The 24,973-nt window shown below is 59.0% G+C and carries 18 protein-coding genes, 1 tRNA gene and 2 pseudogenes; 14 read left to right on the forward strand and 7 right to left on the reverse strand.

Translation table 11 applies throughout. The features are described 5' to 3' along the window. Positions 1 to 147 precede the first annotated feature (147 nt). The 5 genes from MLC70_RS11440 (at position 148) to MLC70_RS11460 (ending at position 5,538) form a co-directional block, all read left to right on the forward strand. Entirely contained in the window at positions 148 to 1,488 is a 1,341-nt protein-coding gene (locus MLC70_RS11440) for an acetyl-CoA C-acetyltransferase (protein WP_248183881.1), read from the forward strand. Positions 1,489 to 1,587: 99 nt separating this feature from the next. Then, positions 1,588 to 1,664: transfer RNA gene (locus MLC70_RS11445), tRNA-Met, on the forward strand. Between the two features lie 228 nt (positions 1,665 to 1,892). Beyond that, positions 1,893 to 2,435, forward strand: a complete 543-nt coding sequence (locus tag MLC70_RS11450) for a hypothetical protein (RefSeq protein WP_248183882.1) — start codon at positions 1,893 to 1,895, stop codon at positions 2,433 to 2,435. Positions 2,436 to 3,164: 729 nt separating this feature from the next. Then, positions 3,165 to 4,136 carry a transporter gene (locus tag MLC70_RS11455; protein ID WP_248183883.1) on the forward strand — a complete coding sequence of 324 codons (972 nt, stop codon included), beginning with the start codon at positions 3,165 to 3,167 and terminating at the stop codon, positions 4,134 to 4,136. Positions 4,137 to 4,218: 82 nt separating this feature from the next. After that, positions 4,219 to 5,538: an NADH:flavin oxidoreductase/NADH oxidase family protein gene (locus tag MLC70_RS11460; protein WP_248183885.1), complete on the forward strand. Its 1,320-nt coding sequence runs from the start codon at positions 4,219 to 4,221 to the stop codon at positions 5,536 to 5,538. A gap of 112 nt (positions 5,539 to 5,650) precedes the next feature. On the opposite strand, the gene MLC70_RS11465 is transcribed toward MLC70_RS11460, so the two are convergent. Next, the gene (locus MLC70_RS11465; RefSeq protein WP_248183886.1) at positions 5,651 to 6,490 is read right to left on the reverse strand and encodes a metal-dependent hydrolase; all 840 of its coding nucleotides are present in this window, start codon (positions 6,488 to 6,490) and stop codon (positions 5,651 to 5,653) included. A 359-nt stretch (positions 6,491 to 6,849) separates the two neighbouring features. Here MLC70_RS11465 and MLC70_RS18765 point away from each other — a divergent pair. The 3 genes and pseudogenes from MLC70_RS18765 to MLC70_RS18675 all read left to right on the forward strand — a co-directional run. After that, a pseudogene (locus MLC70_RS18765) lies at positions 6,850 to 7,578 on the forward strand (PAS domain-containing protein); the annotation flags it as partial. Positions 7,579 to 7,677: 99 nt separating this feature from the next. Then, positions 7,678 to 8,097 (forward strand): annotated as a pseudogene (locus tag MLC70_RS18770) (methyl-accepting chemotaxis protein); the annotation flags it as partial. 117 nt (positions 8,098 to 8,214) lie between these two features. Then, positions 8,215 to 9,768, forward strand: a complete 1,554-nt coding sequence (locus tag MLC70_RS18675; protein ID WP_248183888.1) for a methyl-accepting chemotaxis protein — start codon at positions 8,215 to 8,217, stop codon at positions 9,766 to 9,768. A gap of 71 nt (positions 9,769 to 9,839) precedes the next feature. Here MLC70_RS18675 and MLC70_RS11485 read toward each other — a convergent pair whose 3' ends face one another. Continuing rightward, positions 9,840 to 12,008 carry an alpha/beta hydrolase gene (locus MLC70_RS11485; RefSeq protein ID WP_248183889.1) on the reverse strand — a complete coding sequence of 723 codons (2,169 nt, stop codon included), beginning with the start codon at positions 12,006 to 12,008 and terminating at the stop codon, positions 9,840 to 9,842. A gap of 100 nt (positions 12,009 to 12,108) precedes the next feature. Further along, entirely contained in the window at positions 12,109 to 13,536 is a 1,428-nt protein-coding gene (locus MLC70_RS11490) for an alkaline phosphatase PhoX (protein WP_248183891.1), read from the reverse strand. Positions 13,537 to 13,767: 231 nt separating this feature from the next. Here MLC70_RS11490 and MLC70_RS11495 point away from each other — a divergent pair, with 231 nt between their 5' ends. Together MLC70_RS11495 and MLC70_RS11500 are read left to right on the forward strand one after the other, a co-directional pair. Beyond that, on the forward strand, positions 13,768 to 14,202 hold the full coding sequence (locus MLC70_RS11495; protein ID WP_248183892.1) for a PAS domain-containing protein: 435 nt from the start codon (positions 13,768 to 13,770) through the stop codon (positions 14,200 to 14,202). Between the two features lie 112 nt (positions 14,203 to 14,314). Further along, positions 14,315 to 15,925 carry a GMC family oxidoreductase gene (locus MLC70_RS11500; RefSeq protein WP_248183893.1) on the forward strand — a complete coding sequence of 537 codons (1,611 nt, stop codon included), beginning with the start codon at positions 14,315 to 14,317 and terminating at the stop codon, positions 15,923 to 15,925. On the opposite strand, the gene MLC70_RS11505 is transcribed toward MLC70_RS11500, so the two are convergent. Next, positions 15,897 to 17,285: an ATP-binding protein gene (locus tag MLC70_RS11505; protein WP_248183894.1), complete on the reverse strand. Its 1,389-nt coding sequence runs from the start codon at positions 17,283 to 17,285 to the stop codon at positions 15,897 to 15,899. The genes MLC70_RS11500 and MLC70_RS11505 overlap by 29 nt on opposite strands. Then, positions 17,276 to 17,977: a response regulator transcription factor gene (locus tag MLC70_RS11510; RefSeq protein WP_248183896.1), complete on the reverse strand. Its 702-nt coding sequence runs from the start codon at positions 17,975 to 17,977 to the stop codon at positions 17,276 to 17,278. The genes MLC70_RS11505 and MLC70_RS11510 overlap by 10 nt, the downstream gene beginning before the upstream one ends. 141 nt (positions 17,978 to 18,118) lie before the next feature. On the opposite strand from MLC70_RS11510, the gene MLC70_RS11515 reads away from it, so the two are divergent. From MLC70_RS11515 to MLC70_RS11530, 4 genes are read left to right on the forward strand one after another with little or no spacing between them, the layout of a single operon-like run. Next, the gene (locus MLC70_RS11515) at positions 18,119 to 18,838 is read left to right on the forward strand and encodes a thermostable hemolysin (RefSeq protein WP_248183897.1); all 720 of its coding nucleotides are present in this window, start codon (positions 18,119 to 18,121) and stop codon (positions 18,836 to 18,838) included. Next, on the forward strand, positions 18,822 to 21,026 hold the full coding sequence (locus MLC70_RS11520) for an AMP-binding protein (protein ID WP_248183899.1): 2,205 nt from the start codon (positions 18,822 to 18,824) through the stop codon (positions 21,024 to 21,026). The genes MLC70_RS11515 and MLC70_RS11520 overlap by 17 nt, the downstream gene beginning before the upstream one ends. Continuing rightward, the gene (locus MLC70_RS11525; protein WP_248183901.1) at positions 21,013 to 21,795 is read left to right on the forward strand and encodes an SDR family oxidoreductase; all 783 of its coding nucleotides are present in this window, start codon (positions 21,013 to 21,015) and stop codon (positions 21,793 to 21,795) included. Before MLC70_RS11520 ends, MLC70_RS11525 begins: the two co-directional genes overlap by 14 nt. After that, positions 21,792 to 22,421: a tetratricopeptide repeat protein gene (locus tag MLC70_RS11530; protein ID WP_248183902.1), complete on the forward strand. Its 630-nt coding sequence runs from the start codon at positions 21,792 to 21,794 to the stop codon at positions 22,419 to 22,421. Before MLC70_RS11525 ends, MLC70_RS11530 begins: the two co-directional genes overlap by 4 nt. 23 nt (positions 22,422 to 22,444) lie before the next feature. Here the strand turns inward: MLC70_RS11530 and MLC70_RS11535 are convergent, their stop codons facing one another. Both MLC70_RS11535 and MLC70_RS11540 read right to left on the reverse strand, forming a co-directional pair. Continuing rightward, positions 22,445 to 23,932, reverse strand: coding sequence for an amidase (locus MLC70_RS11535; RefSeq protein WP_248183904.1), 1,488 nt, complete (start codon positions 23,930 to 23,932; stop codon positions 22,445 to 22,447). 21 nt (positions 23,933 to 23,953) lie between these two features. Further along, positions 23,954 to 24,961: a hypothetical protein gene (locus tag MLC70_RS11540; RefSeq protein WP_248183905.1), complete on the reverse strand. Its 1,008-nt coding sequence runs from the start codon at positions 24,959 to 24,961 to the stop codon at positions 23,954 to 23,956. Positions 24,962 to 24,973 lie beyond the last annotated feature (12 nt).

Here is a 24,973-nt window from a genome sequence, read left to right on the forward strand (position 1 = left end):
TTGTGAATTGCCGTACAGATTAAGGATTCAGGCCGCATTTGGATTGACTCAATGCTCTGACCGGGATGTCAGGCATGCCAATGAGCCAGAACCCGTTGGCGCTAGACTGCTTCGCAATGGATACACACGTTAATACAGGATCTCATCATGGCACAGGCTCAGAAAACCACACAAAAGAAAACGACCGCGTCACGGGCGAAAACCAAAGCGTCCGCCCAGGGCATTCGCCGGGTGGCCATCATTGGTGGTAACCGGGTTCCCTTTGCGCGCTCCAATACCGCGTACAGCAAGATCAGTAACCAGGAGTTGCTGACGTCTGCGCTGCGGGGACTGGTGGATCGTTTTGGCCTGCAGGGCCAACGTATGGGCGATGTGGTTGCCGGTGCCGTGATCAAGCACTCCCGTGACTTCAACCTGACCCGCGAGTCGGTTCTGAGCTCGGGCCTGGCGCCCGAAACACCCGCGTATGACATTCAACAGGCCTGTGGGACCGGGCTGGAAGCGGCCATTCTGGTGGCCAACAAGATTGCATTGGGTCAGATTGAATGCGGCATTGCCGGTGGTACCGATACCACGTCAGATGCGCCGATTGGCGTCGGCGAGGGCCTGCGCGAAATTCTGCTGGACCTCAATCGTGCCAAGACCGCCGGTGAGCGCCTGAAAATTATCGGCCGTTTCCGCCCCAGCCACCTGGCGCCGGAAATCCCGGAGAACGGCGAGCCCCGCACCGGCCTGTCCATGGGCGACCACTGCCAGGTGACGGCCCATGAATGGAGCATCCCGCGGGATGAGCAGGACCAGTTGGCATTTGAGAGCCACCAGAAACTGGCCAAAGCCTATGACGAAGGGTTCTTCAATAACCTGATCACCCCGCTGGCGGGGCTGGACAAGGATAATATCCTGCGCCCGGATACCACACTGGAAAAACTGGCGAGCCTGAAGCCCTGCTTCGATCGGGATAACGGCACCATGACCGCCGCCAACAGCACGGCACTGACCGATGGTGCCTCCTGCGTTCTGATGGCCAGCGAAGAATGGGCGAAAGAGCACAACTTCGAAGTGCAGGCCTACCTGACCTTCTCGGAAGTGGCCGCCGTGGATTTTGTGGAAAAGAAAGAAGGCCTGCTGATGGCGCCGGCCTACGCCGTGCCGCGGATGCTGGCCAAAGCCGGTCTGACCCTGCAGGATTTCGACTTCTATGAGATTCACGAGGCGTTCGCCGCTCAGGTGCTGTCTACCCTGAAGGCCTGGGAAGATCCTGCATTCTGCAAGGAGCGTCTGGGTCTGGACAAGCCGCTGGGTAGCATTGATCGCAGCAAGATGAACGTTAAGGGCAGCAGCCTGGCCACCGGGCACCCGTTTGCCGCCACCGGCGGGCGTATCGTCGCGACTCTGGCCAAGCTGCTGGAGCAGAAAGGCAGCGGCCGCGGCCTGATTTCTATTTGCGCCGCTGGCGGCCAGGGGGTAACAGCCATCCTGGAACGGTAAGTTTTTAAAAAACTTCCTGTTTCCTTTGACACACACGGGCCTGCCCCTTATCATGCGCACCTTGTTGATCGGGGCATCCCCGAGAAACAACCAGTTTGATGCGGGGTGGAGCAGTCTGGTAGCTCGTCGGGCTCATAACCCGAAGGTCGTAGGTTCGAATCCTGCCCCCGCTACCATAGTCGAGAAAGGCAGATCAGTATGTTACTGATCTGCCTTTTTTGCGTTCTGGGGTCAAAAAAATCAGAACCGAAAAGGTTAGGCGTGTGCAAGCGAATCCGGGTTCCGATTGTTCTCGTACATTGTAAAGGGTCAGTTGTAACTTGTGATAACGTCTCGTTCCCTTTGCCAGACGGGCGCCATCAAAAATAACTGAAAAGAACAGTCTTTCGGAACGCCAATACGCCATGAACAGTGAACAGAGCTTCAGCACGGATAAAGACATATCTCTGGAAGATTTGCGCACCCATTTCGAGGAAGCGGCAACAAATCTCCGAGGCGCTGCTCTCGGGCAGTTTCAGCGTAATGCTAAGCAAGCCTTCTGTCAGGCCTGCTACGAAGGGGATATGGAAAAAATTGTGTACTTCCTTGATGAGCTCCCGCCCTATTTTGAGTGGCTTTCGAGGGACTGTCTGAATGACTACAAGGGAATATCGTGGGCCTGCTTTGGTAAGCAGTTCGATGTCATTCAACTATTGGCAACGCGGCAGGGGCCTGACGTCTTTCTGGGCTTCGACTTTGATGTAGCGCTGGAAGTGCTGAATCAGGCGCGAGATGAAAATGCGCCTTTGCACCACATAGCCTTTGACGAATGGCATGGCAGATCCACGGTCGAGGCTGTTCATAAAGTGGCGGTTCGCGAAAACGACAGGCGACTAATTGTTACGATCGCGGATGTCATCGAGGACAATCTGGACCGGTTGTTCGAGCAAATCGGAGTATCCGGTTGAGTATTCCGAGCGAACAGGCGGCAGAGGGTCGAATCGATAAGGTTTTATGTTAGTCTGACCGCGAAAATTTGTCATATAACCTACAATAAACAAGACATATGGGCTTATCGGAAAAGTTTCCTGCCAGTAGAACGTGCCGTCCTGGCGTTCGTCAGACATTGCTGCCTTTTTTGTTGCTTGTGGTTTTCTCCAGAGCGATTGTGCCCCCGGGTTATATGCCTGCGCCACTTCACTCAGGCGCATCCCTGTCGATCTTTATGCTGTGTGGCGGAGACGCTCAGTCGGTGCAGCTCCTTGGGGCGTGGCAGGACGTAGGCTCTTCCGAGCATGTCCATAATGCCAGTTCTGCAAGCCTTGGGTTTGAGCTGTGCGAATTCGACGCGCTTTCGTTCGTTTTTGCTGATCTCTCAGCCAGCAGTTTTTCCCCCTTCATCGCAGCCACTGAGATCCATGGTATTCCGCCGGTCTCGATGGTCGCAGCAAGGCCGCATCTCCGTAACAATCTCCCGCGGGCTCCACCACTCGCCGTTTTAAGCAGCTAATCAGTCTTAAATCAAACTCAGTGCCCTCATTCCGCCTGAAACAGGGTTTGAGAGGGACGCGTGGAGATATTCTATGTTGATTCCAGTGAAACCGGCCGGCACAGCCGCCGTGCTGTTATGTGCCACAGTTTTTTCAACCGGCGTTTACGCGCATGAGGCGGGTCCTACCCCGGATAGTCACGCGCCAATGGGCGTAATGGGTGACCACACCCATAACGCCGGCGAGTGGATGTTTTCATACCGGTTCATGAACATGTCCATGAAGGATAACAAGAAAGGCAGAGACAGCATTTCCCCCGAGCAGATTGTGTCCACTGTCAGCAATCCTTTTGCGGGCCAGCCCATGCAGCCCCAAACACTCAGGGTGGTGCCGCTTGAGATGACGACGCAAATGCACATGCTGGGTCTGATGTACGCGCCGAGTGATAAGGTGACGCTTATGCTTATGGCCAACTACATCGAGAAAGAGATGGACCATCTGACCTTTCAGGGCGGTTCTGGCACAACGCGGCTCGGGAAGTTCACTACGGATAACCGGGGTTGGGGCGATACCAAAATCGGAGCGTTAATTCCGGTTTACGAACAGGGGAAACACAGCGTTCATCTCAATGCGGGCCTCAGTTTGCCAACAGGCTCGATTGACGAGGAGGACGATGTGCTGACGCCTATGAACACGCGTCCCACACTGCGTATGCCTTATGCCATGCAGTTAGGTTCCGGCACTTATGATCTCGAGCCTGGTGTAACTTACAACGGACGGGATGGACTGGTGAGTTGGGGCGGGCAGTACAAAGCCGTTGTTCGTCTTGGTGAGAATGACGAAGACTACACTCTGGGCGATAAGCATGAGCTGACCGGTTGGGGGGCTTATCGTGTCCTGCCATGGATGAGCACATCGCTGCGTCTTACTGCCCGTACTGAGGACGCCATTGACGGGGATGACTCGCGAATTCGTGCGCCGATTCAGACAGCGAATCCGGAGAATTACGGCGGTGATTTTGTCGACGTGGCCATCGGTGCCAATCTGGTGGGCCAGAGTGGGGCCATTCGCGGTCAGCGTCTGGGAGCAGAGCTCTCGCTGCCGGTTCATCAGGATTACAATGGCGTTCAAATGGAGATGGACTGGATGTTCACACTGGCATACCAGTACAGCTGGTGATCTGACCAGGGCAACTGTCCATCGGTAAGAATAGAGCCCGCAGGTTGTGGGCTCTACTTCGTCAACTACACAGGATAACCCGATGCATCAATCACCTTTAGCGCAACCCCTCGAACTCCCCTGCGGCGCCGTTTTACCCAATCGCATTGCCAAGGCGGCCATGACCGAGGGCCTGTCAGACGACCGTTTGAGCGCCACCGAACGGCATGAAACCCTGTATCGGCGCTGGTCCGATGGCGGGGCAGGGCTGCTGATTACCGGCAACGTAATGATTGATCGGCGAGTGCTGGAACGGCCGGGTAACGTGGCGATTGATCCTGCGCCAACAGAGGGCGAGCCGGAGAACATGGCGCAATTGCGCGCCTGGGCAGAAGCGGGCACGCGGAACGGTAACCACTTGTGGATGCAGATCTCCCACGCGGGTCGGCAATCGCCGCGGTACGTCACCAACCGTCCTATGGGCCCGTCTGCCGTTCAGCTTTCGTTGCTGGGTAACTATGCCCGTCCGCGGGCGCTGACGGAAGCTGAGATCCTCGACTTTATCCAGCGGTTCGCCCACGTTGCCCGGGTTGCCAAGAATGCGGGTTTCACCGGCGTTCAGGTGCATGGCGCCCACGGCTATCTGTTGTCGTCGTTTCTGTCTCCGGTGACCAACCAGCGGACCGATCGCTGGGGCGGTTCGCTGGAAAATCGCGCCCGCTTCCTTTTGGAGGCGGTTCGCGCCACGCGGGCAGCCGTGGGGCCGGACTTTCCGGTGGCGGTCAAGCTCAACTCGGACGATTTCCGCAAGGGCGGGTTCACGCTTGAGGACAGTGTGCAGGTGGTGCGCTGGCTGAACGAAGAAAGAATCGATCTGCTTGAAGTCTCTGGCGGCACCTACGAACAGCCCCGGCTACTCGGGTACAGCGGCGATGCGGACACCGCGAGTGAGGGGCCGGCCATGCGGGAGAGTACCCGTAAGCGCGAGGCCTATTTCCTGGGTTACGCCCAGAAGATCCGCGAAGTCTGCGATTGCCCATTGATGGTGACCGGTGGTTTCCGCACGCGGGCCTTCATGGAGGAAGTGGTCGCCACTGGTGAAACCGATGTGATTGGCCTTGGCCGGCCGCTCTGCACAGACCCGGACACGCCCGGGGATCTGCTTGAGGGGCGTATCGACAAAACCGTCTGCCACGAGGATCACGTCAAGCTTGCCCAGAAGGGCTTCTTTTCACCGGCCAGTCCGCTGATGCCGATCAAGGTCCTTAACGTGCTGGGTGGCCAGGCATGGTACTACCAGCAAATCTTCCGGCTTGCGGACAACGAGGCGGCGGATCCCCGCATGGGCATCCTCAGGGCGATTGGCGCCTACCTTATGGATGAGCTCGGTCAGGCCCGGCGGGTGAAAAAGCATTCTCGGTGACACCCTTTCTGAGGGTTTGCCCGAGTAGTGTGAGAGCAACCGGGGACCCGGTTGCTCTGCGGTGACTCCCTATCCCGGTTGCGTCGTGCAGGGCGAATAGGGTGCGGGGGCCTCAATGGCTCTGGAAGCCCATGCGCTTGCGGTAGCGCTTGAGGAGGAACTCCGTGTCGTGATCCCAGGGATGGAAGCCCGGTTTAAAGTAGTCGAAGAATTCGGGGATGATCTGCTTGAACATGCCCGTGCGCCCCCACAACTGGGTCAGCCCGCTTCTCCATTCCTTGCCGCTGAAGAGCTTGCCGTCTTGACGCAACAGTTCGGCAACGAACGCATGGATGGCCACCATGATCAGCAGTGTTGCCAGCATCATCGTGCCCATACGAATGGCATAGTTGAGTGCGCCCTCACCGTACACGATTTTATAGGTATCGAAGGCCACGGCCTTGTGCTCGTTCTCCTCTACGCAGTGCCACATCCACAGGTTGCGCATGGATTCATCAATTGATTCAACGATGTCGTCCCGGCGCAGCAGCTGAGCGGAGAGTATGCCGGTGAAATGCTCGAGAGCCACCGTTGCCGCGAGGCGGACTTTTTTGTTGCTGAGCCCCGGCAGGTCGGCAACTGACAGGAATTTACGCGTCCATCCCTCGAGCGCTTCCAGGTTATAGCCGTTGTCGACGGCACCACGGTTGAATTTCTCATGCTCTTTTGCGTGCATCGCCTCCTGGCCGATGAAGGCGCCGATGTCCTTCTGCAGTTGCGGGTCGTTAACTGCCTCGCGAACGGCCCGCACGCTGGCGACAAAGAATCGTTCGCCATCGGGGAACAAGGCTGACATGCCGTTAAATACATGGGTCATGAAGGCGTCGCCGTTTACCCAGTATCTCGGAACTTCTCCGAACTCAAAATCCTGCCGGCGAACTGGGAATGCTGAAACTGCTTTCGTTGTAGCCACAACAGGCTCCTCTCTTGTCGATCTTGGAACCGAGTTATAGTGGCGTGACGGGTGAACGGACTTGCCCTTTTGGGACAACTGGTTATCCGATTGGGCGGCGTTACTCAATACTACTAAAAGGCTCAAGAGGTGACAGTTCATTACAAATGACAATCACAGCTCGCCGCGATTTGGGGTATAAAATTGACTGGTGCTTGAGAATTGCAATTAATCGGAAAGCTATTCGGTTATTTCTCATCAACGTGTTCTCTGCCGCTTCCGGACTGCCCGGGTTTGCCCGGCGGTCCGGTATCTGAGGGATGAAAATGTTCGGTAAAAAATCGAAAAATACGGACAGCTCTCAAAAGCTGGACATGTGCATGGCCGAAAATGAGGAACTCCTCAGTACCTTGCAGGCCATTCAGGGAGCGGTTGCCTTCATCACGTTCAGCCCTGAGGGCATCATTCAATCCGTCAACGATACGCTGCTTGAGCTGCTGGGTTACGACGAGAGCCAACTGATTGGCAAGCACCATCGGATGCTGTGCGAGCAAGCCTATGCGAGCAGCCAGGAGTACAAGGATTTCTGGCGCGAGCTGGCGGGTGGGAGTTACCGCCAGGGACGACTTCCACGAATTGATGCGAAAGGAAAAAAGCTCTGGCTTGAGGGGAGTTATTTTCCGGTCAGAGATCGTGAAGGTCAGGTAGTAAAAATCATAAAAATTGCCGCAGACGTGACCAGGACCCATACAGAAAACGCGGATAAAGAGGCCTTGCTGGCGGCTCTTGATACGTACATGGCGGTCATTAAATTCAAGCCCGAGGGGATCGTACTGGATGCGAATCAGAACTTTCTGAACGCCATGGGCTATGGGCTGAACGAGATTGTGGGTCAGCACCACAAAATGTTTTGTTTTGACGCTTTTTACCGCGAAAACCCGAATTTCTGGCAAAAGTTGGCATCAGGTGAAAGTTTTTCCGGTCGGTTCGAGCGTAAAGACCGGCAAGGTCGCTCGATCTGGCTTGAGGCGACCTACAGCCCGGTGTTCGATGAGCTGGGGCGCGTCAGTAAAATTGTCAAGTTTGCCATGGACATAACCTCACAGGTGAGTCGGGCACAGGAGGCCAGGGAATCCGCTGCGGCTACTTCGGAAGAGGCGTCGCAGATCGCCAATCAGTCAACGCACGCCATCGAGGAGGCCGTTAGGGTGTCAGATCGGGTCGCTGCGGAGATCGAGGGTGCCCTGAAACTGAGCGAGAGTCTGGAGGGGCAGGCCGCCCAGATCCACAGTATTGTTACCACGATCCAGGCAGTGGCCGATCAGACCAACCTGCTCGCCTTGAACGCTGCTATTGAGGCCGCACGGGCAGGCGAGGTTGGGCGTGGGTTTGCGGTAGTAGCCGATGAAGTTCGCACACTGGCTGCAAGGACTGCCGAATCTCTTGCAAAAATCTCAGATGTCGTAGCGGCGAACAATGCCATGATTGCGGAGCTCAGGGGCACAATGGATAACGTGAGTGGGCTATCAAAAAATAGTGCGGAGCGCATCGGTTCGGTTGCCGAGGGTATCACTGAAGTGGATCGGGGTATTAGTGAGCTGGCTGCGATGATGTCCAGTTCGGGGTAATGAAAGAGTCATTGCGATTGTTTTTTTGTTAGATCGGTACTGAAGATTCTCGATCCCTTGCCGATAAAGAATCTATGTAGGAGTTGCATACATAACCGGATGATTTGAGGACTTAACGTGCGCAAAAATTTACCAATAACAAACAATGAAAAAACCTTTCCGCAGTCGCAGAAATTGATATCGGCGACGGATCTCAAAGGCAAGATCCTCCATTGCAACGACGCGTTTGTCGAGGTGAGCGGGTTTACCCGTGACGAGCTTATTGGCCAACCTCACAACATTGTTCGGCATCCGGATATGCCCCCGGCCGCCTACGAGAACATGTGGTCTCACCTGAAATCCGGTAGCCCCTGGATGGGTCTGGTGAAGAATCGCCGCAAGAACGGTGACTTCTATTGGGTCAGTGCCTACGTCACGCCGGTCACGCAAAACGGGGACGTTGTCGGCTATGAATCTGTGCGATCCTGCCCGGCTCGGGAAGACGTGGCGAGAGCTGAAAAGTTGTACGCGGATATGCGGCGCGGCAAAACCGGAACCCCGTGGTGGAAACGGATTGCGGTGAGCACTCTCTTCCTCGTGGCGGTGCTGGTGATTTCTGCCGGATTGTTCTTCTACCAGCAGGAAGTTATTTCAGAGATTGTGCTGTCTGTTGGCGTTATTGCCTACGCGATCTGGATGAAGCTGTCCAAGGACGCCCTCATTCGGTCGGTCACACAACTGATGAGTAAGGTGTTCACTGACGATCTTGCTGCCAGTAGCTACACGGACGACGACCGACAGCTGGGCCGGGTAAAGGTCGCGGTGCTTTCCCAGCAGGCGCACCTGGATGCCGTTCTGACCCGGATCGAAGACGCGGCTGGCAGTGTAAAGATTGGCGCTGTGCAGGGGCTGGAAATCACCTACGAAGCTCAGGAAACGTTGAAAAAGCAGCAGGCCGAGACTGAGCAAGTGGCGGCGGCCGTCCATGAGATGTCGCAAACCATCGGTGAGGTGTCTGCCAACGTTCAGCAAACGGCGGAGAAAGCTGAGGGCGCGCGGGAATACGCGGACCGGGGCGCATCGGTGGTCATCTCGACCCGCGAGTCGATTCAGAAGCTCAAAGAGAAGGTGCATGGGATATCGGAGTCGGTCACTGAGCTGGCCACGGAGAGCGGAAAAATTGCCGGCGCCGCCAAAATTATCGAGGAAATTGCGGACCAGACCAACCTGCTTGCCTTGAACGCTGCCATCGAGGCGGCCAGAGCGGGTGAGCATGGGCGAGGGTTTGCGGTGGTAGCCGATGAGGTGCGTGGACTGGCAAAACGGACCCAGGATTCAACCCGGGAAATCCACGGCATCATTGACACATTGCTGGCCAGATCGTCTGCGTCGGTCAAAGTGGCTGATGAAGGGAATCGGGCAGCTGATGAAGGGCTGGCGCGCATGCTGGAGGCTGAGGACGCGTTGGGGCAGATTACCGAGTCTGTCGGCACCATCGCGGAAATGGCGACCCAGATGGCCGCGGCCGTCGAGGAGCAGGCTCAGGTGTCTGACCAGATCAATGAGCAGGTTGAGCAGATTTCCGTGCTGGCGGCAGACAACCTGGATAAAGGCGAGCAATCAACCGCCAGCGTCCAGAAAATGGAGAAGATCGCCGGTGACCTTCACGAGCTGGTGGTGAGATTCAAATAAGTGACTGGCTCAATGAATTCGTTGAGCCACGTTCGTTTTTCAGTGAGTGAGCGTTTCTGAGGAGCGCTCTCTTACAAGACGCCCTCCTGCAAACCGTCTTCAAGAGTCAGTGTCCTGCCATCGCTGAACGTGATGGAGGCATCTCCGTCACTTTCGATCCGGTAGTAAATCGGCATGTCAGCCAAGCAGGTATCGTCAACATCGATAGTCGCACTGCCGACATTCTCCAGTGTTCCGGTCAGTCTGCTCGTCGCAGGACCTTGCTGTTCGGCTACCTCGTTGCGGGTTCCGCTCCAGGGCACGGGATCCAGTCCCCCGGTGAGTTCGGTGGACGCCTCTTCTGTCAGCGATCGGCACCCGGAGCTGTTAAGTTCAACCCGGGCTGCCGTGGACTCACGGGCGACCAGGTTGCTGATCCAGTAGGCCGAATCATGCTTGATGTCGAATTCCGGGTAATCAAACGTAGGGTCGAAGGTATAAACCACATTGACAGGATTCTCTTCCAGCACCCAACCGGCTGAAACCAGGGCTTCTTTACGCCAGTCATCCAGCACCAGGAACGTCAGATGCTCCGCCACAGGATGCAGGTAAAAGTTGTATTCCAGATTGTCTGCCGCTGACAGCCGTTGGGCGATGGCCAGGGCTTCACTCACATGAACAAGCTCGTCTGCCGCCGCATACAAATGAGCGCTGGGGATGTGGCGAAGATTTCCGACGTAATCCACTACATTGGCAAACCCTTCTGCCGGAGTTGTGATGCTGCCCAGTATTTCGCCGAGGATCGGGCGCAGCACAAGTTCTGTTCCCTGTTCCAGCAGTTCATCGACGACAGGGGTAAATTCGGGGATATTGAGAAGGTCACCGGTGTAGCCCACCCAGTTGACCATGCCAGCATAGCGGTCCGGGTAATGGGTTGCGAAATGCAAGGCGCCGTAACCCCCCATGGAGTATCCGGAGGCGAACACTTGTTTCGGATTAACCGGGTAGGTGTCCTGAACATCGTCCATCACATCCAGCACATCGCGTTCGGAGGGGCCTGTATAGAACCCGTAAGGTCCGCGTCCCAGAGGGGAAACCAGGATGCGATTGAGCGCGTCGCCGAATCGCTGCTGCATGTTTGGCTGATTGATCTGGCTGGCGTGATTGGCCTCACAGCCATGCATAACGACCATCATGCCCGGCTTGGACTCAGGCTGGACAGCCGATTCGGGGACGTAAATGCCATAAGGCTGATACTTGCCCAGATAGTTGAAGGACTGACCGCAGAAGGTACCGCCGCCGTCTCGACCGTTAACCCCCGGTATGGCAACGCCTTCGCCCAACGGGTAATCCGACGTGTACACCCGCTGATAAAAGCCGCTGGGTAAGTCGATATCATCAGATCGCCGGATTTCAAAATCCTGACGCTCTATCGTCAGCCCGAATTCGCTGATGTCACCACGCCCCAGTGCCTCGGCCTGATGGTCATCCCACCAGTTACCGGCAGCGGGCAACACCTGGTTCACACCGCCATCGGCGGATGCGCCTTCATGGATGCCGCGGAACGCAACATTCATAACGGTACCATCGGCCTGGGCAACGACGGCCTGGAGTCGGTAGTTGTCAGCTGCGGGAGCGGGAAACGTCAGCACCAGTTCATTGGAGTCGGGGTCGCCGTTGTCCTGAAAATGGACCTGATCCCAACCCTCGCTGGCAACATCGACCCGACCCCAGTCGCCTCCGCCGTTGGACTGGCCAGGATCCAGGTCCAACGCCACGCCGAGGATTGCATCGCCCGGGTTGAACAGGGTGTTCAGCTCCGCGGTAATCCTGAGGGTACCATCGAGATTTTCGACGTGAAGTTTGACCAGGTCTGCGGTATTCAGAAGCCCCTCGGGATACCGCTCGTCACCGGCGGTTGGCGACAACAAACCGGGGGTATTCGCAACCGGCGAGCCCAGTTGCCCGCCTCTGTTCAGCACATTGAGCAGAGTAGGCGCCGGGGAAATCAGGCCGCGGTCGGCACCGTAATCGTCATACACATAATCGTAGTAGGTGAGTTTGCCTTCGCACCACTCGACCGAGCCGGCTATCCAGCTGTTTTTCGAGCAGTCCGCCGCCTGCTCCTGAGCAACCTGGGGAGCCGCAGCTTCGGCGGCAGGTACCGTGCCGTTTGAAGCAGTGGATTCTCCTGACTCGCTTCCACAACCAAGCAGAAGTCCCACCGGAATGGCCAAGCCAAGTTTATGCAGCTGTTTCATTGATTCGCCTGTTGTTGTTTATTTTGGAAAAGACTAACAACAAAGCCACTGCAAAGTGCGTGTCTCGGGCAATCAGTTGGAGCGTCAATCTGGTCAATATTCAGCGGAATCTCTCGGGAACCTCGAGCTCATAGGTGATGCCAAGCCCCGGGATGCCGCTACCCAACGCGTTCCCCCGCTGAGAGCTGAAATAGAGATACTGTCCATTTCTCGTAAAGGCCGGACCCGTCAGCTCACTGCCTCCGCCGGGCACCTGCAGCAATATCTTGGATGGACCGTTCGGGTTCATGACCATCAGCCGCATGGCATCGCCATCTTCCGAGACGATGATGTCGCCCATGGGCGATACGGTGAGGTTGTCGACATCGTCAAAGGGGATGTCCGGCGCCATCAGTTGGTCATTATCGAAGACCACTTCGATCAGGTCGTTATCCACATCCACGGCGTAAACCCGGTTATCGCCCTTACAGGCGAAGTAAACCACCGCTCGCAGCGGATGTTGTGTGCCGCTGACGCGTTGCTGTTGCTCGCGGGGGATTTCCTGAATCCAGATGCCTTCGCCGCCTTTGAAAATAGTGCCGGGTGCGCCCATGCCCGTAGCCATCTGGATTTCTGAACGAACCTCGGACTGAGCCCTTTCGGGCGATACCACGGGCACCCACGTCACGCGCGCGACTTTGCGGGCTTCGTTAAGGTCTTCCTGATAGTTGCCGGACTCGAAACCCTGAATTTCCAGCACTTCCAGAGTGCCATTTTGCATATCCAGGCCCGGCTCTCCGTTGATGGAAGGCGCCATGCCGCTGGAGCGGAAACGATACAGCCGACCGTCACCGGCATCCTCGGTCAGAAAGAGCGTACGGGTCTCGAGGTCCACCGCGACAGCTTCGTGGTTGAATATGCCAAGGGCCGGCAGTTCTTGCGCCGTATCCGGTGTGCCCAGCGGGTCGCACTCGTAAACTTTGCCATCTTCGACCTCTTCACAGGACAGCCAGGTTTGCCACGGCGTTGGGCCACCTGCGCAATTCCGTCGGGTGCCCGACAGGATGGGGTAGGAGTCGGTAATCGCTCCGTCACGGTCGAAACGGAGCGCTCCGACGCCACCGGTCAACATGGTTTCACTGTTGGAAACGTAGATCCAACCGCCGTCGTCGAGATCGAATACGGCGCCGCCGTCCGGAAAGGTGTGCCAGGGATAGGTAATCAGTCCCAGTGAGGGCAGAGGTAGGACGGTGGAGGCGGTGAGCCCGGAGATCGCCACTCTGCGAATGTCAAATTCAGGGGGTATCAGCACACCGTCAACGCCGCTGTCCTGCAGTGCGCCAATGCCCATCAGGGGGCCCTGCTGCAAGGGCAGCTGTATGGCCAACGCCTCTGGGCTCGCAGGCGTTGGCGGGGTATTCGTCGGGGGCGTGGTCGCGGTCTGCTCCGGCGTACCCGGGGTCCGCGTACTGCCACCGCAGGCGCCCAGCGCCATCGCCGAACCGCCGACGAACAACATCTGTAATAAACGACGTCTTTGATTGTCCATGACCACTGCCTCGCACCGAATAAGCTCACTCTTCTGACGGAGGATAGTAACGAAGTGTTACGTTTCGGTGACTGTTATCCTGTCGGTGGGCAGTCCAATGGTGGTTTCGCTGACAAACAGATGTTCTTCTCGTGCGGGTTTTCATCGAGTCCCTCAGATACAACGTATAGACTTCTCGGATTGGCCTCGAGGTCGAGAGACTGGTGTTCGGATGGGATGGTCATAGTGGTGATGTTTGGTAAAACGAAGAGAGAACTTCAGGCCGCCCTCGACAAACTGGCGGCAGCAGAGGAGAAGCTCAGAGAGCTGGAAGCGGACTTCGCGGTCATCGAGGACCACCAGGCGGTGCTGGTGATGTCTCCCGATGGGCTGATTGAACGCACCAACCCCCTGTTTCGGGAAGCGGTGGGCTATCAGGAGCATGAATTGGTGGGCCAACACCACCGGGTTCTGTGCGATACACAATACACTGGCAGCGAGGCGTACATCACGTTCTGGCGTGAGCTGGTCACAGGCCATGTGCACCGGGGGCTTTTCACCCACGTTCATGCCGACGGGCACAGAATTCAGCTGGCATCCCGTTATCTGCCGGTGATGAGCGAAAAGGGTTTCCTCAAGCGCATCATCACCCTCGTGGAGCGTGATGTTCCGGCTGGATGTCAATAAGTGCAAAGTGGCCCGGATTCACCTTCAGGTTTGGTGTCACTTCGTCCACTCTCTCATCAAAGGTAGGCTGCGACGTTCTTCTCCATAACAAGAATTCAAAGGGTATTCAGTAATGCAGACAGTGGACTATGTAATTGTGGGCGGTGGCTCCAGCGGATGCGCGCTGGCCGGGCGTTTGAGCGAAGACGCCAACACCACCGTGGCGCTGATCGAAGCCGGTTCCCGTAAAGGTGCCAGCTGGTTGGTGCAAACCCCCGCCGCGGTGGTCGCCATGGTGCCTAAAAACATCAATAACTGGGCCTTTGAAACCGTACCTCAGCCTGGGCTGAACGGGCGCCGGGGCTATCAGCCCAGGGGTAAGGTGCTGGGTGGTTCCTCGGCCATCAACGCCATGGCCTACATTCGTGGTCACGCCAGTGACTACGATCACTGGGCCGAGCAGGGCAATGAGGGATGGTCCTTCAAGGACGTGCTGCCATACTTTCGCAAATCCGAGGGTAATCAGACCCTCAATGATGAGTGGCACGGCACCGATGGCCCGCTCAAAGTCAGTGATCTGCAGAGCGACAACCCGTTCCAGCAGCACTATCTTGAGGCTGCCCGCCAGGTCGGCTACCCGCTGACCCCGGACTTCAACGGTCCCCAGCAGGAGGGGATCGGTCTCTATCAGGTCACCCAGCTCAACGGCGAGCGCTGGAGTACCTACCGCGGTTATTTGATGCCCCACCTCGAACGCCCGAACCTGTCCATCGAAACCGATGCCGTGGCGCAACGAATCGTGTTCGAGGGCAAGCGAGCTGTGGGTGTGGAGATTCTGCAGAATGGCCAGCTACGGCAGATTCGTGCTCGTAAGGAAGTGGTACTGAGTGCCGGTGCCTTCCAGTCGCCGCAGCTGCTGATGCTGTCCGGCGTCGGTGATGCCGATGAGTTGACCGCGGTCGGTGTGCCGGTGTTGCATCACCTTCCCGGCGTGGGCAAGAACCTGCACGACCACCCCGATTTCATCTTCGGCTACAAGTCCAGCGATGCCAATCTGTTGGGTCTGTCACTGAAAGGCGGGCTGCACGGCATCCGCCAGTTCCTGCGTTACCGCAAGGAGCGTCGCGGCCTGCTGGCCTCCAATTTCGCCGAGGGCGGCGGCTTTCTCAAGACCGGTCCCGAGCAGGCGGCACCGGATATCCAGCTGCATTTTGTCGTTGCGCTGGTGGATGATCATGCCCGCACGCTGCACAGCGGGCACGGCTTCTCCTGCCATGTGTGCCTGCTCAGGCCGAAGAGCCGCGGTACAGTGTCCCTGAAAGACGCCTCCGCGCAGACGCCGCCGGTGATCGATCCGAAGTTCTTTGACCATCCGGACGATATTGAAGCCATGGTCAAGGGCTACAAGATGACTGACAAACTGATGAAAGCCCCGGCGCTGTCGCGGTTTATCACCAGTGACCCGTTTACCGGCAACGTCAGCACCGACGACGATATCCGCAACGTGCTCCGTTCCCGCACCGACACGGTGTATCACCCGGTGGGCAGCTGCAAGATGGGCATCGATGACATGGCGGTGGTCGATCCTCAGCTTCGGGTTCATGGCCTGGAAGGCTTGCGGGTGGTGGACGCGTCTATCATGCCCAGCATCATCGGTGGCAACACCAATGCGCCTGCGGTGATGATCGCTGAAAAAGCGGCCGACATGATGCGGGCTAACGATGAGCCGGGAACCACACGCTGACGCACAGCCCCGGCTGACCGTCTCGCCGGTCCATCAAGGCCAACCGCCCGCCGTGCATTTCCGCAATGCGGCGGGCGATGGCCAGGCCCAGACCTGCGCCGGATCCCATGCGCTGATCGAGGCGGGTGAAGCGGTTCAGGGCTTGCTCGCGGGCATCCTCGGGAATGCCCGGGCCCTGGTCACAGATCAGCACCCGATAACCGTCATCCGCTGTTTCCAGATGGGTCTCCACACACGTGCCCGGTGGGCTGTACTGGATAGCGTTGGCCAGCAACGATCGCATCAGTGAAGTCACCAGCGGCGCCTGGCAACGAATAATCGATTGCCCGGCCTGATCATCCAGAGATGGCTCGATCCGCTTCTGCAGTGCCAGTGGGGCCACGTCGGCAATGCTCTGGGCAATAATGTCTGACAGATTCTGGCGCTCGGGGCTGAAGCCGGCACCGGATTCTACCCGACTCAGCAGCAGCATCTGTTCCACCAGGTGCACCATGCGATCCACCGATGCGGTCAGATCGCTGAATTCGCCCGGATACTGTTCATCGATTCGCTCCAGATTCAGCCGCAACGCCGTCAGTGGTGTGCGCAGTTCGTGCGCTGCGTCGGCGGAAAACCGGCGTTCACGTTCCAGGGCAACATCCAGCCGTTTCAGCAGTCCGTTGACCGCGCCCACCAGACCACTGACTTCTTTGGGGGCGTGGCGGGTGTCCAGTGGGTGAATGCGCTCGGGGTCCATGTGACGGATGGGTTTTTCCAGCTTGCGCAGCGGCCGGAATCCCATCTGAATGGTAAAGGCGACGGCAATAACCAGCAGGGGCAACGCGGCAAGCAATGGCAGGATGTTGCTCAGCGCCAGTTCCTGGCTGAGCTCCTGGCGAATGTCCTCGCGTTGGGCCGTGCGTATCCAGTAGCCGGTTTGGGGATCTTGCAGGGTGAAGGTGCGCCACTGGAATCCGGTTGCCTCTGACCAGGCGTAACCGGAATTCAGGAGCTGATCATCATTCGCTGCGAGCGTATCGAGCACCGGTTCACCAGCCGCTGTCCAGACCTCGAACGCCAGTTTCTTCTCGTACTTGTGACCGGTGCCATCGGGAAGAATCTCGTCGTAGTCGTCCTCGTTCAGCGCACCCTGCGGCAGTTGCAGGGTTTGTTTGAGCGCACCTGCCAGCTCCTCGTACGATTGCGTTGCCGCGAGGTGCTGCACCAGCCCCTGTACTATGCGTGTGCTCTGGGCCAGTTCCGCATCGAACAGTTCCTCCAGTTCGTGGTTACTTTCAAGGTAGCTCCAGGTGGCGGCCGCCACAGCAATCAGCATGACAATGGAGGCCACCAGCAAAATCAGCGTGCGGGTCAGGGACATGCCGGCGCTCCACATCGGGTCGCCTGCTGGCTGTCGAGCAGGTAGCCCACGCCGCGGATGGTGCGAATCACCGTTTTGCCAACCCGTCGGCGCAGGTGGTGGATATGAACCTCCAGGGCATTGCTCTCGGCACCATGGTCCCAGCCATAAAGCTGCTCTTCCAGCCGCCGGCGGGTGGCCACCTGATCCGGGTTGCGCATCAGATAGTGCAGTATCTGGACTTCGCTGCGGGGCAGGCTGACGGTCTGTTCGCCGATAGTGAGCCGGCCGGAGTCCGGATTCAGATTGAGGTTGCCCACGCTCAGGCCAATACTGGCAGCCTGGTTGCCGTTAGTGCCACGGCGGGTGACCGCGCGGATGCGGGCCTTGAGTTCCGCCATGGCAAAGGGTTTGGTGAGGTAATCGTCGGCACCGGCGTCCAGCCCCTGCAGTTTTTCTTCCAGTCCCGCGCGTGCGGTCAGGATAATAACCGGCGTGTTCGTTCCCCGACTGCGGGCACGGGCCAGCACCTCCAGACCGTCCAGCCTGGGCAACGTCAGGTCGAGGACGGCCAGATCAAAGTGCTCGCCCGTCAGTGCATTGAGCGCCTGCTGGCCGTCGTCGAGCCAGTCTACGGTGTGCTGATCATCTCGCAACATAGTGAGCATGGTGTTTGCCAGCATGTGATCGTCTTCCACAAGCAGAATGCGCATTCGGTCAGTTCCGTCACCAGAGTGGATATCACCTGATTCTGGCACAGAAACCTTAACACCGGCTTAAGAAATCGATCCTGCTCCGTTAAGCCAGCCTTAAGTCTTTCCCCTTAGTCTGGAGGCCAGTCGAGGGGGATTCTTATGACCGAATGTTTGACCATGCCCACCAGTATTGATCCTGCATCAGCGGAAGCCGAACCGGTGGTGCGTTGTGGCCATCGCCATTTGTGCGAGCTGCGCCCGCGCACCGCCAGTGAGCAGCGAGCCGCCGCGTTCATTCGCCGGCGCTTCGAGCAGGCATACGGGGCACGCCCGACCCTGCACATGCCGCCACTCATGGCGTTGGTGTCCGAACATGGCACCTTGCTGGCTGCAGTCGGCGTGCGCAACGCCGCCGTGGAGCGACTGTTCCTGGAAGATTACCTGGACCGGCCCATTGAGGCCTGCCTCCCGTGCGCAGGCGCTGAGCGGGCGTCCGTCGTGGAAATCGCCCACCTGGCCGGTGTCGAAACCGGCATCAGCCGGCCCCTGTTTGCTGCGCTGGCGGTTCGGCTGAATCAGAGGGGGCTGACGTGGGTCGTGTGTACCGGTACCGCCCAGCTGCGAAACAGCTTTCAGCACCTGGGCATTGACGTGGTGGATCTGGGGGGCGCTGACCCCGATCGCCTTGCGGGCGCCGGCCAGACCTGGGGGCGGTACTATGAATGCCAGCCGCGGGTGCTGGCAATCAATGTCCGCCAGGGCCTGGAAAGCCTTCGAGCGCGCGGCCTGCTTCGGCACGTGCAGAGTATTGATGCCAGCGCGACGATGGTCACAAGCGCCGCTTGGGCAACGGGAGGTGGTTATGGCCACACTGGCTGATCTGTTCCGGAGCGTGGTCGATGCGCGGCCGAACGCGACCGCTCTGGTGTCCGGCGATCTGACGTATTCCTACATGTCACTGTTTCAGGCCGTGAAGGCGCTGGCCGATCAACTGCAGGCCCGCGGTATCCAACGCCTGGGGTTATGCGGCGATAACACACCCGGCTGGGTGATCGCCGATCTGGCCTGCCTGAGTGCCAACGTGGTGTGTGTGCCTGTGCCGCCGTTCTTCTCGGCCGAGCAGAAAGCGCACCTGATCCGCGCGGCGGGCCTGCAGGCCTTGCTCTGGTCGAATGCAACGGTCGGGCTGGAGGCGTTGAGTGATGGCGTGTCGTTAAGCTGGCTGGATGCGTCGACCGAAGTGGTTGACCTGCCCACCGGCACCGCGAAAATCACCTTTACCTCAGGCAGTACCGGCCTGCCCAGAGGCGTGTGCCTCTCGCAGGCGCATCTGGCCGCGACCGCCTGCGCATTGAAAGACCGTCTTCGCGCCCACGCCGGCCGCTCTCACCTCTGCATCTTGCCCCTGGCGACTCTTCTGGAAAATGTCGCCGGTCTCTATCTGCCCTTGTTGCTGGGGTCGACGGTGCGTGTGGAGCCGCTGGCTGCGCTCGGTATGAGTGGCAGCAGCGGTGTCGATGCAAGCCGGCTGGCGGCTGCCGTGAACCATTGGCGACCGGAGTCACTGATACTGGTGCCGGAGCTCGCCAGGCTGCTGGTGCAGCAGGCAGAGCGCGGGGCACTGCAAACCGACCGCTTCCGGTTTCTTGCGGTCGGCGGTGGCAAAGTGGCCAGCGCACTTCTGGCCAGGGCACACGCACTGGGACTTCCGCTGTTCGAAGGCTACGGACTGTCGGAGTGTGGCTCCGTAGTGGCACTGAACACGCCGGCCGACAATCGCCCGGGCACCGCCGGACGCTCTCTGGATCATGTTGAGGTTCGTGTCGATGAGCAGCGCCGCATTCTGATCCGCGGTAATACCTTCCTCGGGTATCTGGGTGCCGCCGTGCCCCAGAGCTCCTGGCTCGATACCGGGGATCTGGGGAGTCTGTCGGACGATGGCTTCCTGACGGTGGACGGCCGCTCCAAGAACCTGCTGATCACCAGTTTTGGTCGCAACATCAGCCCGGAATGGCTGGAGAGCGAACTGATTCAGACTCTGGGCGCACAGCAGGCGCTGGTATTCGGTGACGGTGAGGCCCGGCCGCGTGCGCTGATCTATGGGCTCCACACCGACTCACCCGAGGCGCTGCAACGATTGGCCGCCGTCTGTCATCAGCTTAACGACCGGCTGCCGGATTACGCCCGGTTGTCACACATCTACCGGCTGGTGGCGCCGCTGTCTGCCGCCGGTGGCCATCTCACCGCCAATGGCCGGCTGATGCGGCACCGCATTCACACTGATCTGCCCCGTCTGATCGCCAACAGCGACCCGATGAGCTTGATACTCCCGATCACTCCGATCAACCCGATCACGCCAAGAGGAACGACCATGGCATTTTTTGACCGACTCCAAACCGAAACCGCCCAGGCCCGCATCCACGTCACCGGAGCACCGGTAGTGCAGGCTGTCCAGCAGGGGCGGATGACGCTACAAGGCTATACCTGGTTCCTGACCCAGGCTTTTCACCACGTCAAACACACCGTGCCACTGATGATGGCCTGCGGTGGCCGCTTGCCGGAGCGTCTTGAAGGCGTTCGTAAGGCGCTGGTGGAATACATTGAAGAAGAGTATGGCCACCACGAGTGGATTCTTGACGACCTGCAAGCCTGCGGCGAGGACCGCGAGGAACGCCGCGCCAGCCAGCCGGATCTGTCGATCGAACTGATGGTGGCCTACCTGTACCACCAGATTGACCGCGGCAACCCTGCGGCCTTCTTCGGCATGGTGCAGGTGTTGGAAGGCACGTCCATTGAGCTGGCAACCCCGCTGGCGCAACAGATTCAGCAACAGTTGCAGCTGCCGGACAAGGCGTTCAGCTATCTGTACTCCCACGGCGAGCTCGATCAGGGGCATTTCGAGTTCTTTCGCGACCTGATGAACAGCATCACCGACCCCGACGACCAGCAGGCGATTATTGACTCTGCCCGGGTGGTGTATCGCCTGTACGGCGATATGCTGCACCGCATTCCGTTGCCGGCCAGCGAGACAGCCCAGCAGAAGGAGACGGACCATGCAGCTGCGTGAACGTCGTTTTTTGTTGCTGGGCGGCACTGGCGGTATTGGTCAGGCGCTGATGACCATGCTGCTGGCAGAGGGGGCGAGAGTGCTGGTGGCGTCGCGGCAGTCTGAGGGTTTGCGGCTTCCTGCCGGCGCTGCCGCGGTTCAGCTGGATCTGGCAGCGGGGGATCTGGGGGAGCAGCTTCAGGCCATCACGGATAACTGGCCGGAGATTTACGGCGTGATTCACTGTGCCGGCCAGAACCAGTTTTCCGCGTTGTCGCAGACGCCGGTCTCTGCCATCGACAGCCAGTTGGCGGTCAATCTGCGCAGCCCCATGCTGGTAGCCCGTCATTTTGCCCCACGATTCAGCGCGGCCGGTGAGGGCGCACTGGTGTTCGTCGGCTCCACCTTCGGCAGCATCGGTTTCCCGGGCTATACCGCCTACTGTGCCACCAAGTTCGGGCTGCGGGGGTTCACCGAAGCCCTGCGCAGGGAGCTGGCCGACACCCCGGTCAAAGTGCTCTACGCCGCCCCCCGCGCTACCGCAACGGCAATGAACCCGGAAGCGGTTAACCGCTTGAACCAGGCACTTGGCAATTCGGTGGACTCACCCGAGCGGGTCGCCCGCAACATCGTTCAGGCCATGACCCGGGATCAGCGCCGCTGTTTTATGGGCTGGCCAGAACGGCTGTTCGTGGTGATCAACAGTGTGCTGCCGCGGTTGGTGGACAGGGCGATGTTCAAACAACTGCCGGTCATCCGGCGATTTCTCCAATCAGGAGCCTCATCATGAAAATGCTTTGCGTGTTGTTCACGTTATTGTGGGCTGTACCGACCTTGGCAGACAGCGTCGAAGCGGACCTTGCCCGCGTTCAGCAACGCTGGGCCGAAATTCAGTATCAGCTGCCCGGAAAGGAGAAAGCCAAGGCGTTTGAGGCCCTGGCCGAAGACGCCGAGGGGTTCGTAGCGACTTACCCGGACCGTGCCGAGCCTCGCATCTGGCAGGCCATTGTGCTGAGCACATGGGCAGGCGAGAAGGGGGGCTTGGGTGCGCTCGGGTTGGTAAAGGATGCCCGCCGCCAGCTTGAAAAAGCGCTGGAGATTGACGATACGGCGCTGGAAGGTTCGGCGTATACCTCACTCGGCTCGCTTTACTATCAGGTACCGGGATGGCCACTGGGGTTCGGTGACGATGACAAGGCCCGTCGGTATTTGCAGAGGGCGCTGGCAATCAACCCCGACGGCATTGATCCGAACTTTTTCTTCGGGGATTACCTGCTCGAACAGGGGGAAAAGGCCCGCGCCAGACAGTACCTGGAACGTGCCCTCGCCGCGCCGGATCGCAGTGGGCGCGAGGTTGCAGATCAGGGCCGGCGACGGGAAATCCGTGAACGACTGGCACGCCTGGCCAATTCCTGAAACCGGCTCCGTTCCCCTGGGGCTCAGAAACCCGCGGGTGGCGTGAACCCGGCAAGCCCCGCCTGCTCCAACAGCTCCGCAAAGCGCAGGGTGGTCAGGTCTTTGCCGGGGGCACCGATCACCTGTACGTTGAACGGCAGCCCGTCTTTGCTCCGCCCCACCGGCACCGACGTGGCCGGCAAGCCCAGCAGGGTGGCGAAGGCAATCCAGCAGAACTGATCCATGTAAGCCCGCGGCTGGCCGGCAACGGCGATGCGGCGCTTGAACACCGGCTGGCTGTGATCGTGGCGTATGGCGGTGGTGGGCGTGACCGGCGTCAGCAGCACATCGAACTCCTCGAAAAGGCTGGCGATCTCTGCGCGCATCTTCTCCCGCGTTTCGCTGACTGCGATCCACTGATGCACCGGCTGGTTCACACCGCGTCCGTATTCGCCGATAAAGGCGGTTAGCGGGCCCAGTAATTTCAGCCACTTTTCCAGCCGCGCGACCCAGAGCATCTGCCGCCGCTGGGCGGGTTTGAGAGAAGTGCTCAACAGGCTGCCCAGCAGATTGAAGTAGGGCGGCAGAATGTGTTCGAGATCCAGCAACGGGTGTTGTGCGTTGGCCACCAGGGCGCCGCGCTGCTCCAGTTCCCGCCCCAGGGCGCGGTAGCCGTCGGTCAGTTCCTGTTCTATCGGGCACAGCGGATCTTCCAGCCACAGGCCCACGCGGGCCTGATCCAGGGAGGAAACGGTGGCAGGCGCCATGCTGATGGTCCAGGTACGGGCGTCCAGCGGCGTGGGGCCGGCAATGACGTCCAGCAGCAGTTGCAGGTCTTTCGCGTTGCGCGCCAGCGGTCCCCCTTCGGCCAGATCCGGCCGTGACTGGGTGCCGGGCGGTCCGGGGATGTGGCCGCGGAACGACACCAGGGCGCGAGACGGCTTGTGCCCGAACACACCGCAGAAATGGGCCGGGGTGCGGATCGAGCCGGCCAGGTCACTGCCCACCTCCAATGGCGTCATGCCGGCGGCCAGCGCGGCGGCGGCGCCACCGGATGATCCGCCGGGGGTGTGGTCGGTGTTGAACGGGTTGTTGGAGACGCCGAACAGCTTGTTGTAACTCTGCAGATCGGTGGCGTAAATCGGCACATTGGTCTTACCGACGACAATCGCCCCCGCGTCTTCCAGGCGCTGCACCACATCGGCGTGGTGACGGGGTGTGTAATCCCTCAGGGCCCGGGCGCCGGCGGTGCAGGTCATGCCGGCCACTTCCCAGGTGTCTTTCAGAGTGAGCGGCAGCCCATGGAGCGGTCCCAGGTTGGCGCCGCCAGCCCGTTTCTCATCCGCTGCGCGGGCTTTTTTCAGTGCCTGTTCCTCGTCCACCGTAACCACGGCATTGATGCTGCCGTTGTGACGGCGAATCTGGTCCAGAAAGTGTTGGGTGACGGCTTCGCTGGTGAGCGTGCCGTCACTGAGCTCCCGAACCAGCTCATGAGCGGGCCGGTAGTGCAGTGCCGGTTGTGATGAAGGCATGAGTCTTGACTCTTTGGGTTGTTATGGCAGGTCTTCGCGCCAGTGTTTGACTTGCACCTGGGTTTTCACGGCATCCAGGATTTCCAGGATCAGGTTGATCACGGCCTGATTCTCCGGGGTCTCCTCCGCGCTGTCGTCCGGCGTCGGGATGAAGACGTTGACGATGTCCTCGATGAACGCATGGTTGGAGGCCGACGCCAGGTCTTCCAGAATCTGATGGATGACATTGGCAACGATATCGCCCACCGCTTCTTCCAGGGTCTCCTGTATCTGCGGGCCGACCACCGGCAGGTATTTCAGCCGCGACAGCTCCAGATTTTGCTTGAGGGCGTGATCTACCCGGTCCTCCAGGTAGCTGCGCAGGGCGCCCCGGTTGGGGACATAGCCTTCCTGCGCGGCCTGGGCCACGCGCCCGGAAATCCAGTCGGTCAGCATGCTCCTGCGTGGGTAGACAATGTCGTTCTGGATCCGCTCGAACAGCGGCGAGCCCCGTTTGACTTCCTGCTGTACTCCCGACAGCACCTTGAGCACGATGCGGTCCGACAACTCCTCCATGAACGCCTCAAAGTAGAAGTTCACGAACTTGTAGACGCGCATGCTGGTGACATCAATGATCTTGTACTGATGCAGCCGGTAAATGATGGAGATAACGCGAAGAATCCGCAGGAAGCGGAAGCTGCCCACCGGGATACAGCCCACCAGGTCGTACCAGTGGATAAACGGGTAAAAATACCAGCGGTCGTACACGCTGGCTTTTACCGCATAGCCCCAGCGCACGAAGAACTCGGTAAGAAAGATGCCCACGAAGATCAGGTCATAGAACAGGAAATTCTCGTGGATCGGGTCGTAGAACGGCTGAAAACCGGGTACATGGTCGGCCAAAAAGCCTTCGATGGCGCTGAAGGCATAGATGGAATCGAAAATGATCAGGGACAGGTTGAGAATAAGCAGGCCCAGCATCAGGAAGTCGATGGTGAGCCAGATCGTCTGATGGCTTTTCTTGAGATTTGCGCGGTTGATCTTCAGCATTCAGGTGCCTGA

This window comes from Marinobacter goseongensis, assembly GCF_023156235.1.
Classification (GTDB): domain Bacteria; phylum Pseudomonadota; class Gammaproteobacteria; order Pseudomonadales; family Oleiphilaceae; genus Marinobacter; species Marinobacter goseongensis.